Source organism: Pseudarcicella hirudinis, assembly GCF_900115665.1.
Classification (GTDB): domain Bacteria; phylum Bacteroidota; class Bacteroidia; order Cytophagales; family Spirosomataceae; genus Pseudarcicella; species Pseudarcicella hirudinis.
The window spans coordinates 174360-193245 of sequence record NZ_FOXH01000002.1 but is presented as its reverse complement, the minus strand read 5'-3'; the positions used below and the strand labels follow the sequence as shown (position 1 = coordinate 193245).

Genomic DNA, 18886 nt, shown 5'->3' with positions numbered 1-18886 from the left:
ATTTGTTATACATTAAATACCGTGAAACCTCCCGTTTTTCTGTTAATGATAAATAACACAAAAGTACGGGAGGTTTCATTCAGTAAATATTCTAAGGTTAAGACTAACTCTTTTTTATCTAGGATTTAGAACAGCTTATATCCAACAATGAATGACAGGTAGTTATATATTATTCCACTATTTAGATTAAGCAACAGACTTCTGCTGTAATTATATCTGAGTTCGAAACTTAGTTTATCTCTGTAATTAATCCCTAAACCGGCAAACGGATTGCTCGGGTTAGGATACAAGCTATCGAATACATTACTTCCATTAAATACAATGCTGCTTGATTTTTGGGGAAAGTCAAAAACATACCCAATGTTAGCATTCATTTTAATATTTTGATTCAGGAAGAAATAATGTCTAATTCCTAAAGGTATCTCTATAGACTGATAATTGACATCTACTGATAAATTCTGAGATTCCTTAGTCTGTTTCAGTGAATGAAAACTCGGCTCAATAAACAGCGCCCACTTTTGTTTATTAAAAGGAAGTTTTATTTCAGCTTCAAGGCCGATTCTGTAACCTATTAAATTGTTGTAAAAAGAACCTTTGGAATAATTATTAGTATATTCCATATCACCTAAATTAAGTCCTGCTCTCACAGACAAATTAAATGCAACCTTATTTTTCACTTTTTTTATTACAACCGCACCATCGCAATTATTAAAATTGTTAACGTAATATTCGAGATCAGACTGGCTATAATCCAAATTCTGTACTTTTACAAATGTCAGACGTTCACATGGCAGACTATCCAATAATTCTTGCCGATACGAAAGATTTTTATTGATCGAATTTCCAGTGGTTAAGAAAAGCTTATAAATGAGTGGCCGGACAGTGTTTAATCCATCTTTACTGTAAAAAAATCTTCTAAATCCTTTACCTTCATAATAATAGAGATTGGCCTTGCCTTCTATCAAAACTTTAAGGAAAACCGTTTCACTTTGAAAAGATGGGTTTCTATCGTATGTCAGATTACGAATATTTTCTGTTGAGTTGTCCATCTCAACTGTTTTACGAATGTATTTGAGAGTATTACCAATACCAAACTCCTTCACAGAATCAATACCTATTGTTTTTACCTCTGAATTTTGTGACAATTTATATTTGAAATCAATCGGGTTACTTAGCCAGTCTTTATTTTTAATCTGACAATTGATTTTATTTCCATTGTTACTGATGAAATATCCCTCTTCAAACGTTATCTGGGCATAAACAGAGACTTTAATTAATATAAATAGCAGGAGAACGAAAACTTTTTTCATGAAGGGTGTTTTTAATTATTGTATTGAGTTTTAAAATTAAACCAGGCCATTAAGATATTGTTGGTTATTTTGAAAAACAAATCCTCATTAAGATTAGAATATACAGATTGTTAAAACAGTCAACTAAATTTTGCCCATTTATTTCTTTTCGATAAGAAGATTCAAACAAGTGTTAGAATAGTGCTATCTGTAAGTGCCTATAATATCTATTCTCTCTCACAAATATTAGAAAAAACAATCCAATAAATCCCACTTTCTATTCCATTGCATTAAAATGACAATTCATTTTGCTCAATTAAATTCAACAATCACTAATTTATTGCCGATGTGGTTCAAATTTGAGGTTTTTTATTCAAAAAATCCTTGCAAAGCAGGTTTGATTTATGTTTGAAATATAACATCTTTGAGAAATTTTATTGGAAAAGACAGGCTTCTGGAAATTGATTCTCCTGAAATTAAAAGAAACTCTGTCCTTTTCAGTATTTAAAAATCAGAATATTCAAAAACCAAATTTATCCATGAGAAAAATATTTCAGATTGCCCTTCTGGCAATTGTTTGCATCAGTTTTTCAGCTCAGGCACAGTCGGGCAAAAAATCAAAATGGCAAAAACTTTTCAATCAGAAAGACCTAAGCGGCTGGAAAGTTTACGGTACCGAAAAATGGTATGTTGAAAATGGTGAGTTAATCTGCGAAAGTGGTCCTGATAAAGAATATGGTTATCTTGGAACCGAGAAGAAATACAAAGATTTCGAACTTACGCTTGATTTCAAACAGGAAGCGGACGGAAACAGCGGCGTGTTCTTTCATTCTTCATTCGAAGGCACAAAAGTAGCCGGATGGCAGGCTGAAGTAGCGCCTCCGGGTCACTGGACAGGCGGAATTTATGAGTCTTACGGGCGTGGATGGCTTATCAAACCCACAGATGATAAAGACAAAGCTTTGAAAATGGGTGAATGGAATACCATGAAAGTAAAAGTAAAAGACAATACTGTAACCACCTGGATAAACGGACAGGAAATGATTACACTTACAGACGATAAAATCGGTTCTATTGATGGCAGTATTGCTTTGCAGATTCACAGTGGCGGTGGTATCAAAGTAAGATGGAAAAATATTAAAGTTATGCAGTTGTAATTGTTAACCGATAAAATCAAAAAGCGAGGCTTCCTGATTTGGAAAGCCTCGCTTTTTGATTTTATCGGTTTTCTCTATTTTTTTCCTTTTTTGGCATATTTGCACTGAGAAGCATCTGATTTCACAAAATAAGATTTGTAGTTCAAGGCTTTCGGATCCATACAGCCGGCAAGATTCAGTATTTCAACCTTTCTGAACTCAATCGGGTGGCTTTCACTTTGTAAAGAAATATATCCTTCCTTAAGCAATTTGCCATCCTGTAGCAAAGAAGGGTCTTCTCCGCTCACATTACCTCCACCGATCTGAGGTTTGGTATATTCCAGCACCATTTCTCCGTTTACAAAATGACGGACAAGAGAATCCCCGAGTACAAGTACTTCGGCTCTTACCCACTGATCTCCGTTATAGGTTTTGGATTTGGAATTGATACAATGCGGGGTAAATAACTTACCATCCATTACCACGTTAGTTCCGGGAGTACAAAGGTTACAGGTACTTCTTTCCCCTTTTCCGGTACCTCCCAATAACTGAACTTCTATTGAAATAGGAAAATCCTGATCTTTCCCCATAGATTCCGGAGACTGACAGTGAATCATAATACCGCTGTTACGAATTGCCCAGCCTGGTCCTTCTTTAGCCTGATCGCCTACAAAACGATATTCAGTAGCGATGATATAATCAGAGAATTTCTGCTTATAAAAAATATGTCCGAAACGTTCATCAAATTTATCGTACTGGTCGTAGGAAACTGCCATTTTTCCATCCTTTACCCTGAAGGTATTCCCAAAATTGTCGTTAAGTGCATAACCTCTGATTTTGACTTCCCAATCATTGAGATTTTTCCCGTTAAAAAGCTGTTTCCATACTTTTGTATCTGCCTTTTTCTGGGCAGAAAGTTGAAATCCTGAAAGAAGAATCAGAAGAAGAAGTATTCTTTTCATTGTTGAGATAAGTTTAATTTCCTGAGTTTTAAAAAACATTATTGTTAAAAAGTACGCTAAAAAAAAAGATTCTTCCAAATTAGGAAGAATCTCTTAATATTCTGTACTGTCTGAAAGTACTAAACATCTACTTTCGCATATTTTGCGTTTTTCTCAATAAATTCACGACGAGGTGCAACTTCATCACCCATCAACATTGAGAAAAGGTGATCAGCTTCTGCTGCTGAATCAATTGTTACCTGCTTCAAAGTTCTTGAGTCCGGATTCATTGTAGTTTCCCACAACTGCTCAGCGTTCATTTCTCCAAGACCTTTATAGCGCTGGATTCCTACTGAATTTTCCTTATCTCCTCCCAATTCACGTACAGCAACATCTCTTTGCGCTTCAGTCCAGCAGTAACGGACCTGTTGTCCTTTTTTCACCTGATACAGAGGAGGCTGAGCAATATAAATATAACCACTATCCAATAACTCTTTCATATAACGGAAGAAGAACGTCAGAATAAGGGTTCTGATGTGAGAACCATCGACGTCGGCATCGGTCATGATTATCACCTTATGATAACGTAATTTTTCCACATTCAATGCTCTTTCATCACCATCTTTTCCGAAGCTTACCCCAAGTGCGGTAATCATATTCTTGATCTCTTCGTTCTCGTAGATTTTATATTCCTGAGCTTTCTCAACGTTCAGAATCTTACCACGAAGCGGCAAAATCGCCTGGAACGCACGGTTACGACCTTGTTTGGCTGTACCACCCGCCGAGTCCCCTTCGACAAGATAAAGTTCGCAGGCAAAAGGATCATTATCAGAACAGTCAGCCAGTTTACCCGGAAGTGAATTTCCACCCAGGATTGTTTTACGCTGTACCATTTCACGGGCTTTACGGGCAGCATGACGTGCCTGAGCCGCAAGAATTACTTTCGCAACAATCTGACGGGCTTCTTTCGGATGCTCTTCCAGCCATGCCTCAAGCATATCAGACATTGCGGCAGAAACAGCACCGGATACTTCTCCGTTACCTAATTTGGTTTTAGTCTGACCTTCAAACTGAGGCTCAGCTACTTTTACAGAAATAACAGCCGTTAAACCTTCACGGAAGTCATCACCTGCAATATCAATTTTCAATTTGTCTAAAGCCCCCGACTTATCAGCATAGTTCTTTAAAGTACGGGTTAGTGCACCCCTGAAACCGGCAACGTGTGTACCGCCTTCAATCGTGTTGATGTTGTTTACATAAGATACTACGTTTTCTGAATACGAAGTATTGTACATCATAGCTACCTGCACCGGCACTCCGTTCTTATCTCCCTCCATATAAATCGGAGATTCGATTAATTTCTCACGGGTTGAGTCCAGATATTCCACAAATTCACGAAGACCACCCTGTGAGTAGAATTCTTCTGAAATCGGCTCACCTTTCTCATCCGTTTCACGGTAATCTTTCAAATAAATTTTGATTCCGGCATTCAGGAAAGATAATTCTCTTAAACGGTTAGCAACCGTTTCGTATTTATATTCTGTTACTGTAAAGATTGACTCATCCGGTTTGAAATGTACCGTTGTTCCGGTACGGTCAGTGGTTCCAACCTCTTTAACAGGGTACTGAGGAATACCGATTTTATATTCCTGCTGGAAAATTTTTCCTTCTCTGTAAACATTTACTTTAAGATCAGTAGAGAGTGCATTAACGCAGGAAACCCCTACCCCGTGCAAACCACCTGAAACCTTATAAGTATCTTTATCAAATTTACCTCCGGCATGAAGAACGGTCATTACAACCTCAAGAGCAGATTTTTTCTCTTTTGTATGCATTCCTGTAGGAATACCACGCCCGTTATCTTCTACTGTAATTGAATTGTCTGTTTGAATCGAAACACTGATTGTATCGCAATGGCCTGCCAGCGCTTCGTCAATTGAGTTATCTACTACCTCCCAGATCAGGTGATGAAGTCCTTTTACCCCTGTATCACCGATATACATCGATGGACGTTTTCTTACTGCTTCTAAGCCTTCGAGTACCTGAATATTATCGGCACCATAATTTGCTTTGTTTTCTTCTTCTTTGAATTCTGACATTTCTTAATGAGATTGTGGATGTTGACGAGATGCCCCCCACGTATTTCTGAATTATTTTATTTACCCTGAATCGTTTCTTTAAACATTCGGTAGTGTTATTTCGAGCTTTGAGGAAAACAGCGCATTTCCTGTTATTTTCATTTAAAAAGTAAAAATACAAAAAATCTGTCGAACCAACTAACGATTGTTGAATTTTGAGCAGAATTTGAGCGAATTTTCAAAGATTTCCATACATTCCTGTGCATGCATTTATTCATTTTGTTTGAAAAAGATTTTTGAAATGAATTTCATTAAAAAATTAAAGGTTTTATATTTGAAAATCAAAACATTACATTTCACCGAAACGAGTCGCTAAAATCAGAACCGGAAAAGATTTCTTTTTGCTTTTTTAAATTAATCTGTTGATTTTTTGCGTTTTAAGATCAGTACTGTTTAACTTTCTTTAAGTGAAATCAATATGTATTCAGCATTAGCAATAGCGAGCAAATTTATCGACCTCGGCATTCAGAGCGGTAAGCCTGTCTCTCCGATGAAGCTTCAGAAAATAGTATATTTTGCACAGGGGGTTCATCTGGCCAGATATCAAAAACCACTCATTGACGAAGCTGTGGAAGCCTGGACTTATGGTCCTGTAATTCCGTCTTTATACCATACTTTCAAACACCTGGGAAATTCTCCGATTGTAGAATCTGCGCAGGTTGGTATTAGGTTTGAAGGACATTTTTATCCGAAATTTGAGTCTCTTGAAGATTCAGCCCGGGAAACGATTCAGCTTACCTGGGAAATTACCAAAGATTTTTCGGCTTTTCAGCTATCTGAATGGTCCCACATAAATGGTTCTCCCTGGAGCCAGGTTTACGCTGAAAATTCTCACAGTAAATCGATTCCTACCGAAACTATTAAAACCTATTTTGAGTCATTAATGAATAAACTACCCCATGCCAAAGCCGCCTGATAATTTAGTAGATGAGTTCAAAAGTGTTATTTCCAATGATATTATCAGCCCCGGGACAGACAAAACCTTAGAAGAATACAAACTTTACGAGGAAGGAAGACAACAAGCAGAAGTTGATAAGTTAAAAACAGAAGTTGACGAAGCAAAACAGAATCTTACCGAAAGAAAAAAATATGCTTTCTGGATTTTCTGGATGGTAGTTGGCTGGCTGCTGGTAATTCTGGGAATTATCATCTTTGTCGGCTTTAAAAAGATAGAACTATCTGATTCTGTAATTCTGGCTTTAATCGGTTCAACCACCGTAAATGTCACTACCTTTTTTCTGGCGGTAATCAAGTACCTGTTCCCTACCAAATAAAGCAGATTTTCTGAAAGATATAATAAAAGAAGAAAGCCCTCAGCATAAAATCTGAGGGCTTTCTTCTTTTAAATATTGTCAATTTTAATGTTTGAAGTGTCTTACACCTGTCATTACCATTGCCAGATTATTCGCATTACAATATGCAATTGAGTCTTTATCTTTAATTGATCCGCCCGGTTGGGTTACCGCAGTAATTCCGGCTTTATGTGCAATTTCAACACAGTCAGGGAACGGGAAGAAGGCATCAGAAGCCATTACCGCTCCATTCAGATCAAATCCGAATTCAGCAGCTTTTTCAATAGCTTGTTTTAAGGCATCAACACGTGAAGTTTGTCCAACACCACTTGCCAGTAACTGACCTTCTTTTGCCAGAATAATCGTATTCGATTTCGTATGCTTACAGATTTTCAAAGCAAACTCCAAAGCATTCAGTTCTGATTCAGTCGGTGCTTTCTCTGTTACGGTTCTGAAATCAGCAACTGTTTCTGTAGCAAGGTCTTTATCTTGTTCCAATACTCCGTTCAGCAATGTTTTGAACATCATTTTTGAAACAGATACCGCTTTGCGTTTCAACAAAATACGGTTTTTCTTACTTTTCAATACTTCAAGGGCTTCTTCTGTATAATCAGGAGCAATCAGAATTTCGAAGAACAAAGAATTCATCTCTTCTGCTGCTGCTTTATCAACTGTACCATTTGTAGCCAGAACACCTCCAAATGCAGAGATTGTATCACAGGCAAATGCATTTACATAAGCTTCTTTTACTGTTGCAGCCGAGGCAACTCCGCAGGCATTGGTATGTTTGATAATAACAAAAGAAGTCTCTTTGAATTCATCCAGTAAAGTGATGCAGGCATCCACATCAACTAAGTTATTGTATGATAAATCTTTACCGTTTAATTTATCAAATAATGATTCCAGATCACCATAGAAAGTAGCCGATTGGTGAGGGTTTTCACCATAGCGAAGGCTATTTTGCGGTAATGATTTAAAATCATAAATGTCTGTTTTATTACCGTTAAAATATGCATGAATTGCAGTATCATAATGCGAAGAGGTTCCGAACGCCAACATTGCAAAACGTTTACGATCGGCCAGCTCTGTGCCACAATCCTTTGCCTGTAATAAAGCTAAAACTTCTGCATATTGATTTCTTGATGAAACAATCAGAACATCATTGAAATTTTTAGCAGCTCCTCGGATCAGGGAGATTCCGCCAATATCAATTTTCTCAATAATATCATCTTCTGAAGCACCGCTTGCCACAGTTTCTTCAAACGGATATAAATCAACAATTACCAAATCAATTGAAGGAATTTCAAATTGAGCCGCAGTCTGAACATCTCCTTCATTATCACGACGATATAAAATTCCACCGAAAACTTTAGGGTGAAGGGTTTTTACTCTTCCTCCGAAAATTGACGGATAACTTGTAAGATCTTCAACGGCTGTTACAGCAATTCCCATTTCTTCGATGAAAGTCTGGGTACCACCTGTTGAGTATAATTTTACTCCGTTCTGATGAAGAAGTTCGACAATTGGAGCAAGTCCGTCTTTGTAATAAACTGAAATGAGCGCTGACTGGATTTTTTTGGATGACATAGTCGGGGACGAATCTGTAGATTCGGCAAATTAGTTTAACTAAGGATGTTACGATTTGATTAATCGTTTTTCATTTGCCTGCAAATTTAGTTCGTTTTTTGCATTATTTGTAGTATTTCATCTGTAATTTATTTATTTTTAATACTTTTTCCAAGAAACACTATCTAGTCCTGAATCAATCACTAAACTCCTCAAAGCTCGTGCAACCAGTACCTGAAATAAAAGGACTCCCCTTTCTCGGCCATGCTCTTGCCTTAAAAAGAGACCCCCTCTCTTTCCTGATGGGGATTCAGAAAAATCATGATCCTATTGCCTTGCTAAGAATCGGCAATTTCAGAATCAACTTCGTCATGACAGCCGAGCTGGCTAAATATGTGCTTCAGGAAAACAATAAAAATTATATAAAAGGAAGGGCTTACCGGATCCTTTCACTCATGCTCGGACAGGGTTTACTCACCAGCAACGGGGATTTCTGGCATCGGCAAAGGAAACTTGCACAGCCTGCTTTCTACAAACAAAGGCTTTCATTACTCGTCGATACCATGCATGATGAATCTCAGTTGATGGTAGAACGCCTGAAGAAAGAAATTCCTGAAAATTCATATCAGACGATCGCTGTCTCTAAAATAATGATGGAAACGACTTTGATGATTGTTACAAAGTCTTTATTCGGAACTTTCATTAATCAGGACAAGATTGCTTCCATTTCCAAAGATATAGACATCCTCAATCAGCTTGCGAGTGACCGTTTCAGTAATCCGGTTTCTCTGCCGCTCTGGTTTCCGTCTTACTGGAACTTTCAATTCAAATCCTCCTCCAAAAGAGTCGCCGGACTTATTGATGAAATCATTGAAACCCGAAGAAGTGCTTTACAGAAAAATCCGGATAAGGAATTTAACGATCTGATGCAAATGCTTATTACCGCTAAAGATGAAGAAAGCGGGGAACAAATGAGCAATAAACAGTTGAGAGATGAAATGTTAACCATATTTATCGCCGGACATGAAACCACTGCGGTAGGAATGTCATGGACTTTATATCTCCTTTCCCGACATCCGGAGGTAATGCTTAAGCTGAGAGAAGAAATTGAGCAGGTACTTGGAAAAGAAGGAAAACCTTCCATCGAGAACCTGCGATCTCTGGTTTACACCATGCAGGTCATTCAGGAAGTCATGAGATTATACCCGCCTGCCTGGGCTGTTACCAGAGAAATTGTAACTGATGATAACCTGGCTGATTACAAAGTATCCAAAGGAGAAGCTGTCATGATTTCAACATATGCTCTTCACCGCAATCCTAAATACTGGAAAGATCCTGAGGTTTTCAATCCGGAGAACTTCTCTGCCGAACAGGTAAAAGAACGACCTGGCTATGCCTATCTGCCTTTTGGCGGAGGGCCAAGACTTTGCATCGGAAACAATTTTGCTTTAATGGAAATGCAGATTATGCTGATTGAACTGGTGAGAAATTTCGATTTTCAATTCATTGAAGAAGTTGTTCCGGAACCATTGGTTACTTTAAAACCAAAAGGGGGATTAAAATTGAATATTTTTTTGAGGAAATTGTGAGTATAAAAGATTGAATCTCTCCTATTGTTGATAAATGAATCCGGAAAAAGACAGAAAGTTGCCTTTTTTACCCGAAATATAATCCGTCAAAAGCATTTTATTCCATAAAAACCCTGCAAAACGTGCTAAGATAATCGGGTAATATGCTTAAACTTCGGATTCAAAATGAAAGATTGGTTTTCATCTGAGAAGAAGAGCCATTCATAAATTTCCTGATTTTACAAATGATTTACCACATTCAGATTGAATTACTATTGTCAAACCCCTGAAGGTTTATAACAGCTTATCCTTCCTATAACCAATATCCATTTTTTAATTCTTAATTATACTTGAAAAACAATGTTTAAACTCAATGATTCGATGAAAAAGCTTGGGCTTATCGCAGCGTTGTCATTCCCAACGTTTGTCTTTGCTCAGGAAACAGTATCGTTTAATGATCTTTCTTTCTGGAAACCTACCGGAAAGGCCAACTGGCAAATCGTTGGCGACGTTACCGTTGATATATCCAAACATGATGCCATGACCGGAACGCCCGGCAAAGGTGTTTTAGCCAATCTTACCGACGAACAAAACCGTTCGAACCTGATTTCTGTGATGGAACACGGAGATGTAAATGTGGAATTTGATTTCAACATGGCCGCTCATTCCAATTCAGGTTTCTATTTACAAGGACGTTATGAAATTCAATTATTAGACAGCTGGGGTGTAAAAGTACCTGCTTACGGAGATTGCGGAGGTATTTACAAACGCCGTGAACTGCCTTCAGGAAGATTGTACGAAGGGCATGCTCCCCGTCAGAATGCCTGTCTTGCTCCGGGTTTATGGCAGCACATGGAAATTTCTTTCCAGGCTCCTAAATTTGATGCAAACGGCAATAAAATTGCCAATGCCAAAGTATTGAAACTTAGCCTGAATGGTGTGGTTCTTCATGAAAATGTAGAATTATCCGGTCCTACAGGAGGACCTATCTCCGAAAAAGAAGCGGCAACAGGTCCGTTTATGATTCAGGGAGATCATGGCCCTATCGCTTTCAGAAATCTGACTTATCATAGTTTTACAGGAAAACCTGCCGAATTAAACAACATTAATTATGCTGTTTATTACGGTGCTTTCAAAAAAGAAGAAGATTTCCTGAGCAAAAAACCTGATGCTACCGGAAAACTGGAAAAACTTACCTGGGATTTCAGTAAACAACCGAATAATTTCGGAGAAAAAATTACGGCGGCTTTAAATGTCCCTCAAGCAGGAAAACATGATTTCACTTTTCAGTTAGGAGGAACTTATTCTGTAAAAATCGGTAACAAAGAAGTATTACCATCTGCATGGACTGTGTCAAACAATCAACGTAGTGTATCTGTTGATCTTCCGGCAGGAAATGTTCCTTTGGAAATTGTATATTTTAAGACTGACGGATGGGTATCTCCTGTCCTGGGAATGTCTGTGGAAGGACCAAATTTTCGTGAAACTTCTTACAACACCTTAGGTTCTATGTTGGCCGGTTCTCCTCAGGATCCGATTTTATTAAATGCTACAGAACCTACCTTACTTCGTTCTTTTACCGATCTGTATGGAAAAGATGGTAAAAAAATCAAAAGAGTTGTTCATTCTATCAACGTAGGAAGCCCTGAAAATTTACATTATGCATTTGATATGGATAATGGCGCTATCTCACAAATCTGGAAAGGACAATTCCTTGACATGACACCAATGTGGGATGACCGTGGCGATGGTTCTTCACGTCCTCGCGGTACTGTTCTGATGTTGGGAGATCTTCCTGTTATTGTTAAAAACGGAACATTTACTACTTCTGATGCCCTTTCTCAGGACGCTAACTTCCGTACTTTAGGATATGATGTTGACGCCATTAATCAACCGACTTTCCGCTATCAGATTTATGGTTCGGAAGTCGAAGATCAGATCCGTTCAGTTGAAGGGAAATACTTCAACCGTGAAATTTCTTTCAAAAAACCTTCTGCAGATGTAGTTTGTCGTCTGGCAACTGCGAAAGAAATTACTAAAATTTCTGATGAACTATACGCTGTGGATGGCAAGAGCTATTTCATAAAAGTGTCGCCTTCTGCTAAACCGACTTTGGTAAAACAAGGGGAATTATCAACACTTTATGTACCCTCAGGTGAGAAAGTTCAATACCAGATTTTGTGGTAGAATTTTTTCTTTGTTCATCAGATAACAATCAAGTTTAAACGTAAAATTTAAGGTGTAAAACCATGAATATAAAATCATTTAAAAATTTAATTAATCGCAAAGTAGCTGCTTTGGCATTGGCTTGCCTTGCAACCGGAGCTTATGCTCAGGAAAATGCTCCTTCGGAAAACGATTACTATAAAATTGTCAAGATTCCTGCACCGGAAGGATTAGTCCTTGAAGTAGGTGGTCTGGTAACACTTCCAAACGGAGATGTGGCTCTTTCTACACGCCGTGGTGATGTGTGGATTGTAGAAAACCCAACCGGAAAAAATCCCAACTTCAGAAAATTCGCAGGTGGTTTGCACGAGATATTAGGTCTTGCCTACAAAGATGGCAACCTGTATTGTGCACAACGTGGAGAATTGACAAAATTGGTAGACAAAAATGGGGACGGTAAAGCAGATCGTTATGAAACGGTTTATGCATGGCCTATTTCCGGACACTATCATGAATACAGCTTCGGTCCTAAAATCGGCCCGGATGGTTCTTTTTATGTAACCGGAAATGTGGGTTTCGGAAACTCTGACTGGTGGGCAGGTAAATCACTTGTACCCTGGAGAGGCTGGACAATGAAAATCAGTGAAGACGGAAAAATGGAGCCATATGCTGCCGGGATGCGTTCTCCTTGCGGAATCGGCTTAATTGATGGTGAATTCTTCTACGGAGATAACCAGGGTGACTGGATGGGTTCAGGTTTTATTACGCATGTTGAAAAAGGAGATTTTATGGGACATCCGGCTTCTTTAAAATGGGCTGACCGTCCTGAATCACCTGTTAAAATGCGTCCCGATTTGATTTATGCAAAAGTTGACCCTCGTGATAATCCGAAGGTAAAACCTGAGTATATCAAAAATGAGCCAATGACTACCATTTATGAAATGGCCAAAAACAACCCAGACAAAGGCATCAAATCGCCGGCAGTCTGGTTGCCTCACGGAGTTTTGGGTGTTTCTACTTCTGAACTTATTAAGGATGATACCAAAGGTGATTTTGGTCCTTTTGCAGGTCAGATTTTTGTTGGTGACGAAGGGATGTCTAAAATTGCCCGTGTTTTCCTTGAAAAAGTAGATGGAACTTATCAGGGTGCTTCTTTCGACTTCCGCAGTGGATTTGCCTCAGGTGTGCTGAGAATGTCATGGGGAAAAGACAATAACCTGTTTGTAGGTGGTACTAACCGTGGATGGGGTTCAACAGGTAAAGAACCTTACAGCTTCGAACGATTGATCTGGACAGGTAAAGTACCATTTGAAATGAAGGCTGTCCGTGCCATGCCGGATGGTTTTGAAATTGAATTTACCCAGCCTGTTGATAAAAAGACTGCCGGTGATGTAAACTCTTACGAAGTAATGAGTTATATCTACAAATATCACCCGGTTTACGGCTCTCCTATTGTAAATAATGAGGATAATGCAGTACGTGGAGTAAAAGTATCGGAAGATGGTTTGAAAGTGAGAATCGTGGTTGATGGTTTACGTCCGGGATATATTCACCAGATTTTACCGGAAGGTGTACGTTCTGCAAACGGTGGTTTGGAATTGCTGCATGACAAAGCGTATTATACTTTGAATAAAATTCCTGCGGGGGAAAAACTAAATATTACCTTAGTTACCCCTAAAGCGAAAAACAAAAAAGGTATCGATCCGAATGTTTCAGTAACTTCTCCTGACGGACAGTTAAAAGAAGCGGCGCCAGCCAGTGCAGGTACAAAAGTCGGAGACAAAAAAGTGTCTGTAAAAGGTGTTAAGCCAGTAAGTATTGCTACTCCGGTAAAAGATGTGATCAATGAAAAAGAGATCATGAAATTATTGTCGAAACATACTTGTCTTGCCTGTCATAAAGTAAACGAGCGTGCAGTTGGCCCGGCTTATTCTGAGGTAGCTAAACGTAAATATACTGCTGAACAGATCGAAGCATTAATTTTCGAACCAAAACCGGATAACTGGCCGGATTTCGCAACACCAATGCCTCCTATGGCACATTTACCAAAAGGTGATGTGAAAAAGATCGCAACATGGATTGCTTCTTTAGGTAAGAAATAGTACAGATTAATATTTTAAAAACCCTCCCCGAAATAGTTTTCGGGGAGGGTTTTTATTTTAGGATACCTTCGTTCATGAAAACACAAACAAGTACCCGATTAATCAACCGGAAATTTATTTAAAATTGATATAACTGAAACTTTTTCCTTCCTCAAAAATTGCTTCAGAGGCAGGTAATTCCAGAAAACCGTCACAGGAAAGCAAAACAGCAAGATCCCCGGATCCGCTATTCTTAAGAGGTGTGGCAATTAAAGCTGCTTCTTCATTACAACGGGTCGTTACCGGGACAAACAGGGTCAATTCCTGCCTGAAAAAGATTTTGTCTGAAAGCACTGCTTTTTTCAGGGTTTCCTGTTTTAAGCCTGAAAAAAAAGGCTTTACATATTTATAGAAACACAGAAATGTTGAACCCGGATTACCGGGTAAGGCAAAAACGATTTTACCATATTCAGATTTACCAAACCAAAATGGTTTGCCGGGTTTCTGACTTACTTTATGAAATAACTTTTTTACACCAAGATTTTCCATAATCTGCGGCACGAAGTCCTTTTTTCCGGCAGAAACCCCACCACTTAAGATGAGCACATCATTTGCAGCAAGAATAATTCTTAACCGGTTTTCCAGTTTTTCAGGATCATCATTCAGGTGATACAGCCTGGCCTTAATTCCGGATTCAGATAAAGCTGCTGCAAGCATATAACTATTTGATCGCCTGATCTGGTGATTTTCAGGGTTTTCATGAATATCTACCAATTCATCTCCGGTGGAAATAACGGCTACTGCCGGGGCCGCTTTTACTTTGCAATAATCTTTACCTACAGTTGCCATGATGGCAATTTCGGCAGGACTTATTTTTGTTCCCTGCTGAATTAACAGAGATTGTGCGGACTTATCGATTCCCTGGTGATGAACATTTTGTCCCGGTTCAGAGAGTGGGATATTTACAATCGCATATTTTCTCCCCTCAATCTCAGTAAAATCAAGATCCTCATACCGAATGACAGTATCTGTATTTTCAGGAAGAATTGCACCAGTCATAACTTCCATACAGTTGCCGTTTCCGGACATAGTTTTCTGAGGTTCTCCTGCAAACTGGATGTTTTCAATCAGCAATTTATCTCCTTCTGAAATAACAGAGAGAAATGACATATTTATGGCAATACCGTCCATCGCTACCCGATTGAAAGGCGGAAAATCTCTGTCTGCAAAGATGTTTTCTGCCAAAACTTTCCCATTTGCTTCCAGCAAAGGAACTTCAATTATCTGGTCAGGTAATTGATTCTCTAAAACAATTCTAAGGGCTTCTTCTACAGAAATCATACTTTGTGAATAGTTAATGCTAATTTGTAACTTTGTCAAAGTTACAATGGCTTGGGGAAGAATTATCAAACCGTCAGAGAAAAGTATGTCACAGAAAATATTTTCACACCTTGATTCAGAAAACAACCCTTCTATGGTTGATGTTTCTGAAAAGGCTATTACTAAGAGAACAGCTACGGCCAGAAGCATCGTCGTTCTGAATGAGGAGATTATGGCTAATTTTAAAGAGGGTGATATTCAAACTAAAAAGGGAGCTGTTTTTCAAACGGCAATCATTGCCGGAACAATGGGTGCCAAGAAAACGTCTGACCTCATTCCACTTTGCCATCCTCTTGGTCTTGATTCCTGTAAATTTGCCATAGAGGTGTCGGGAAATGAAGTAATAATTGATTGTACCTGCTCACTTACGGCCAAAACAGGAGTGGAAATGGAAGCCTTAACTGGAGCCAGTATTGCGGCACTTACGGTTTATGACATGTGCAAAGCATTTTCGCATGATATTATTATTCGTGAAACAAAATTAACGAAAAAAACAGGTGGAAAATCCGATTTTATCCGTGAATGAGAACATACCGGCATTAAACGGGCTGATTCTTTCAGGAGGGAAAAGTTCGAGAATGGGTCGTGAAAAACGCTTGCTGGAATATCATGGGAAAACTCAGGAACAATATTTGTTTGATTTACTCAAACCATTTTGTGCCGAGGTTTTTGTTTCGGTTAATTCTACACAACAAACTGATTTGAAGGCTATTGTAGATGCTTTTGAAGTAGATGGGCCAATGGCGGGGATATTATCCGCTTTTTCGAAAAATGCAGAGACAGCCTGGCTGATAGTTGCCTGTGATATGCCATTTGTGGATAAGCAGACTATAAATTACCTGGTTCAACACAGAAATCCTCAGAAAATGGCTACTGTTTTCAGAAATCCGGTTGAGAATTTTCCGGAGCCTCTTTTAGCTATTTATGAGCCTTCGATTCTTCCTTTATTGAAAGAGGCCATGGCAAATTCTGAAAAATCTCCCCGAAAAGTTATTCAGAAAACAGAAACAGAACTTCTTGAAATTCCGGATGTAAAAGCGTTGGAAAATGCTAATGAACCCAAAGATTTTATAAAAGCAAAACTTGATCTGGGGGATAAACAACCATAAAGCTGTTATGGATCAGAAGTCTGCAGATTTGTGGAAAACAGCTTAAAAAGTACTATTACCTTTAAAATATTGTTGAAGCTTTTACAAAATTTAAGATAAATGTCATCTCATCATATTATCAGAGATAAACAAGAGCCTGCCTTAATTATTGCCAATGGGGAAAGTTGTGATCCTGATTTGCTGGGGCAGTTATTGGAATGGTCGCCATTGATAGTTGTGCTTGATTCAGCGATTTACCGTGTACTTGGGCTTGGGATTAAAGTAGATGTTTTACTAGGAGATTTTGACAAGGATATAGACCTTGACCTGATTAGAAAAGAACAATATCCTATCGAAATTGTCCATACCCCGGATCAGGAAAATACAGATCTGGAAAAAGCGTTTGACTATCTGGTTGAGAAAGGTTTCCCGGCTGTTAATGTCGTTTGGGCAACGGGCCGTCGGGCGGACCATACTTTTACAAATATCACAAGTGTAGTGAAATTCAGGGATAAATTAAAAATTGTGATCGTGGATGACTATTCTAAAATTTACCTGCTTCCCCGTTCTTTTGAAAAATGGTTTGCGGAAAGCACTCCTGTTTCTCTAATTCCGGTGGGAGTAGTAAGTGGAATTAAAACAGAAGGTCTTAAATATAACCTCCATCATGAACAATTAACATTAGGGTACAGAACAGGAAGCAGCAATGAAGCAGAAAAAGATGGTTTTGTAAAGATTTCTCATGAAGAAGGAGACCTGCTGATGATGGAATGCTGGGACTGATCTTTAACAGGCATCTCTGTGGAGTTAATATACGATACAGTAAAAATACGTATTTTCATAGTATTTGTACGGTGTTTTTTGTTAGACAGAATACTTGTATTTTAAAATGTATTAGTTTAGCGATACAAAATCTATTTCGAAAAAATAACAATAATAATTTAACCCGCACCAAAAACGATGGCAAAGCATTTTACAAAAAACGAGCATCCTGAGGATCACCGTCAGATAATTGGATTTATTCAAAAATTCAAAGAGGAGGAAAACCAAAAAATCTATTCGCATTTTATCAGCAAGGACGCATTAGAGAAGTTAATGAATGATGATAAATTCGGAGGGATCCGCCTGCATTATGGAAGAAATGATGAAGGACAGAGAAGAATTTATATAGAAGGAGCAACTGAAAAAGGAAATGGATTAGGTTCTTTTCTATGTGATGGCCCTATATGTCCAAACGATTGTCCAAATACTGAGGCTGAGCCTGAAATGTAACAAACAATATTTAAAATGAAGAAGTTAGGTCTTCTGACTTCTTCATTCTGTTGAAAAGGATTTTCGAAGTAATTTATTCAGTTGCAATATTATAACATCAGCAAAGATTAATAGAATTTAGCAATGAGCTTTAAATGGATATGTATCTATATATCATCAATAGCAATATTATTCCCGATGATTGTGGGAATAATAAAGATTAATTATTTTACGAAGCCATTAAGAACCATATACATAGCCATTATTATAGCTCTTATTCTAGAGATATTGTCTTGGGTGATGCCGTTTCTGACTGGAAGTAATCATTGGGCATTTAATGTATTAAATGTTTTTGAATTTAGTCTGCTTGCTTTTTTTTATTATCAATTGGCAGAAAATAAAAGACTTAAGAAATGGATGCTTTTTATAACAACCTTTTTTACATTATTTTTTTTAAGTTTTTATATTCTTCATCTTGAGGTACTGAATAGATATAATTCATTGGTAAATTCTTTGATTTGCTTATTACTTACTATTTTTTCGCTAGGATATTTTTATCAACTATTGTTATATCCTAAAACGGACAAAATTTCCGAATACCCCTATTTTTGGATAACAGTAGCGGTTTTATTGAATTTTTCAGGAAATTTTTTCCTTACTTTATTTATTGAGTTTATGCTTTTTGGAACCAAAGACAAATCATTATCTCAATTGGTCATTATTAACTATATTCTATTATTTGTTTTTAGATTTTTTCTTGGACTGGGGTTACTTTATAGCAGAACTTTGAACAAGCTGGAAAAGATAGTAGATTTCTAATCTTTGTATTTTACCTAGAAAATCTAAATGCCGTGCTCCCAATATAGTGACATTCAAGTCGAAGTAATATAATTGGTCTTATCTTAATCTCTGTACGTTTTAAAGACTTTATTAGCAATTGTTAATATTTAGTTAAACTATATATTGTTGTTCTACTAATTATCTTCTACG

16 protein-coding genes are annotated in these 18886 nt (G+C 37.9%); 11 read left to right on the top strand and 5 right to left on the bottom strand.

Annotation, left to right across the window (positions count from 1 at the left end; translation table 11 throughout):
- Positions 1-125 precede the first annotated feature (125 nt).
- Positions 126-1310, bottom strand: coding sequence for an outer membrane beta-barrel protein (locus BM179_RS03945; RefSeq protein WP_092012548.1), 1185 nt, complete (start codon positions 1308-1310; stop codon positions 126-128).
- Positions 1311-1828: 518 nt separating this feature from the next.
- Here BM179_RS03945 and BM179_RS03940 point away from each other — a divergent pair.
- Entirely contained in the window at positions 1829-2446 is a 618-nt protein-coding gene (locus tag BM179_RS03940) for a 3-keto-disaccharide hydrolase (protein WP_092013627.1), read from the top strand.
- A 74-nt stretch (positions 2447-2520) separates the two neighbouring features.
- Here the strand turns inward: BM179_RS03940 and BM179_RS03935 are convergent, their stop codons facing one another.
- Entirely contained in the window at positions 2521-3387 is an 867-nt protein-coding gene (locus BM179_RS03935) for a 3-keto-disaccharide hydrolase (protein WP_092013624.1), read from the bottom strand.
- Between the two features lie 119 nt (positions 3388-3506).
- Entirely contained in the window at positions 3507-5465 is a 1959-nt protein-coding gene (gene gyrB, locus BM179_RS03930; protein WP_092012543.1) for a DNA topoisomerase (ATP-hydrolyzing) subunit B, read from the bottom strand.
- Positions 5466-5922: 457 nt separating this feature from the next.
- On the opposite strand from gyrB, the gene BM179_RS03925 reads away from it, so the two are divergent.
- Both BM179_RS03925 and BM179_RS03920 read left to right on the top strand, forming a co-directional pair.
- Positions 5923-6420, top strand: coding sequence for a Panacea domain-containing protein (locus BM179_RS03925; RefSeq protein ID WP_092012540.1), 498 nt, complete (start codon positions 5923-5925; stop codon positions 6418-6420).
- Entirely contained in the window at positions 6404-6778 is a 375-nt protein-coding gene (locus BM179_RS03920) for a hypothetical protein (protein ID WP_092012535.1), read from the top strand. Before BM179_RS03925 ends, BM179_RS03920 begins: the two co-directional genes overlap by 17 nt.
- Positions 6779-6862: 84 nt before the next feature.
- On the opposite strand, the gene purH is transcribed toward BM179_RS03920, so the two are convergent.
- Entirely contained in the window at positions 6863-8383 is a 1521-nt protein-coding gene (purH, locus tag BM179_RS03915) for a bifunctional phosphoribosylaminoimidazolecarboxamide formyltransferase/IMP cyclohydrolase (protein ID WP_092012531.1), read from the bottom strand.
- A gap of 200 nt (positions 8384-8583) precedes the next feature.
- Here purH and BM179_RS03910 point away from each other — a divergent pair, with 200 nt between their 5' ends.
- The 3 genes from BM179_RS03910 to BM179_RS03900 all read left to right on the top strand — a co-directional run bounded on the left by BM179_RS03910 (position 8584) and on the right by BM179_RS03900 (position 14198).
- Positions 8584-9951: a cytochrome P450 gene (locus BM179_RS03910; RefSeq protein WP_177219293.1), complete on the top strand. Its 1368-nt coding sequence runs from the start codon at positions 8584-8586 to the stop codon at positions 9949-9951.
- A 339-nt stretch (positions 9952-10290) separates the two neighbouring features.
- Positions 10291-12117: a 3-keto-alpha-glucoside-1,2-lyase-like domain-containing protein gene (locus BM179_RS03905; RefSeq protein WP_092012525.1), complete on the top strand. Its 1827-nt coding sequence runs from the start codon at positions 10291-10293 to the stop codon at positions 12115-12117.
- 62 nt (positions 12118-12179) lie between these two features.
- On the top strand, positions 12180-14198 hold the full coding sequence (locus BM179_RS03900; RefSeq protein WP_229632892.1) for a c-type cytochrome: 2019 nt from the start codon (positions 12180-12182) through the stop codon (positions 14196-14198).
- A 114-nt stretch (positions 14199-14312) separates the two neighbouring features.
- Here BM179_RS03900 and BM179_RS03895 read toward each other — a convergent pair whose 3' ends face one another.
- Positions 14313-15518, bottom strand: coding sequence for a molybdopterin molybdotransferase MoeA (locus tag BM179_RS03895; RefSeq protein WP_092012522.1), 1206 nt, complete (start codon positions 15516-15518; stop codon positions 14313-14315).
- An 85-nt stretch (positions 15519-15603) separates the two neighbouring features.
- On the opposite strand from BM179_RS03895, the gene moaC reads away from it, so the two are divergent.
- The 5 genes from moaC to BM179_RS03870 all read left to right on the top strand — a co-directional run bounded on the left by moaC (position 15604) and on the right by BM179_RS03870 (position 18715).
- Entirely contained in the window at positions 15604-16083 is a 480-nt protein-coding gene (moaC, locus tag BM179_RS03890; RefSeq protein ID WP_092013618.1) for a cyclic pyranopterin monophosphate synthase MoaC, read from the top strand.
- A complete protein-coding gene (locus BM179_RS03885; protein WP_229632891.1) occupies positions 16076-16666 on the top strand; it encodes an NTP transferase domain-containing protein in 591 nt (196 codons plus the stop codon). The genes moaC and BM179_RS03885 overlap by 8 nt, the downstream gene beginning before the upstream one ends.
- A 99-nt stretch (positions 16667-16765) precedes the next feature.
- Positions 16766-17428 (top strand): thiamine diphosphokinase, encoded by a 663-nt coding sequence (locus BM179_RS03880; protein ID WP_092012519.1) that lies wholly within the window; start codon positions 16766-16768, stop codon positions 17426-17428.
- A 177-nt stretch (positions 17429-17605) separates the two neighbouring features.
- Positions 17606-17917, top strand: coding sequence for a hypothetical protein (locus BM179_RS03875; RefSeq protein ID WP_092012516.1), 312 nt, complete (start codon positions 17606-17608; stop codon positions 17915-17917).
- A gap of 123 nt (positions 17918-18040) precedes the next feature.
- A complete protein-coding gene (locus tag BM179_RS03870) occupies positions 18041-18715 on the top strand; it encodes a hypothetical protein (RefSeq protein ID WP_143095147.1) in 675 nt (224 codons plus the stop codon).
- Positions 18716-18886 lie beyond the last annotated feature (171 nt).

What these genes read in the sequence shown, in the direction of transcription:
- BM179_RS03880 (WP_092012519.1), top strand. Translation starts at nt 16,766, where the DNA reads ATGTCATCTCATCATATTATCAGAGATAAACAAGAGCCTGCCTTAATT.
- BM179_RS03900 (WP_229632892.1), top strand. Translation starts at nt 12,180, where the DNA reads ATGAATATAAAATCATTTAAAAATTTAATTAATCGCAAAGTAGCTGCT.
- moaC (WP_092013618.1), top strand. Translation starts at nt 15,604, where the DNA reads ATGTCACAGAAAATATTTTCACACCTTGATTCAGAAAACAACCCTTCT.
- BM179_RS03925 (WP_092012540.1), top strand. Translation starts at nt 5,923, where the DNA reads ATGTATTCAGCATTAGCAATAGCGAGCAAATTTATCGACCTCGGCATT.
- BM179_RS03945 (WP_092012548.1), bottom strand. Translation starts at nt 1,310, where the DNA reads ATGAAAAAAGTTTTCGTTCTCCTGCTATTTATATTAATTAAAGTCTCT.
- BM179_RS03935 (WP_092013624.1), bottom strand. Translation starts at nt 3,387, where the DNA reads ATGAAAAGAATACTTCTTCTTCTGATTCTTCTTTCAGGATTTCAACTT.
- BM179_RS03875 (WP_092012516.1), top strand. Translation starts at nt 17,606, where the DNA reads ATGGCAAAGCATTTTACAAAAAACGAGCATCCTGAGGATCACCGTCAG.
- BM179_RS03870 (WP_143095147.1), top strand. Translation starts at nt 18,041, where the DNA reads ATGAGCTTTAAATGGATATGTATCTATATATCATCAATAGCAATATTA.
- BM179_RS03920 (WP_092012535.1), top strand. Translation starts at nt 6,404, where the DNA reads ATGCCAAAGCCGCCTGATAATTTAGTAGATGAGTTCAAAAGTGTTATT.
- purH (WP_092012531.1), bottom strand. Translation starts at nt 8,383, where the DNA reads ATGTCATCCAAAAAAATCCAGTCAGCGCTCATTTCAGTTTATTACAAA.
- BM179_RS03905 (WP_092012525.1), top strand. Translation starts at nt 10,291, where the DNA reads ATGTTTAAACTCAATGATTCGATGAAAAAGCTTGGGCTTATCGCAGCG.
- BM179_RS03940 (WP_092013627.1), top strand. Translation starts at nt 1,829, where the DNA reads ATGAGAAAAATATTTCAGATTGCCCTTCTGGCAATTGTTTGCATCAGT.
- gyrB (WP_092012543.1), bottom strand. Translation starts at nt 5,465, where the DNA reads ATGTCAGAATTCAAAGAAGAAGAAAACAAAGCAAATTATGGTGCCGAT.
- BM179_RS03895 (WP_092012522.1), bottom strand. Translation starts at nt 15,518, where the DNA reads ATGATTTCTGTAGAAGAAGCCCTTAGAATTGTTTTAGAGAATCAATTA.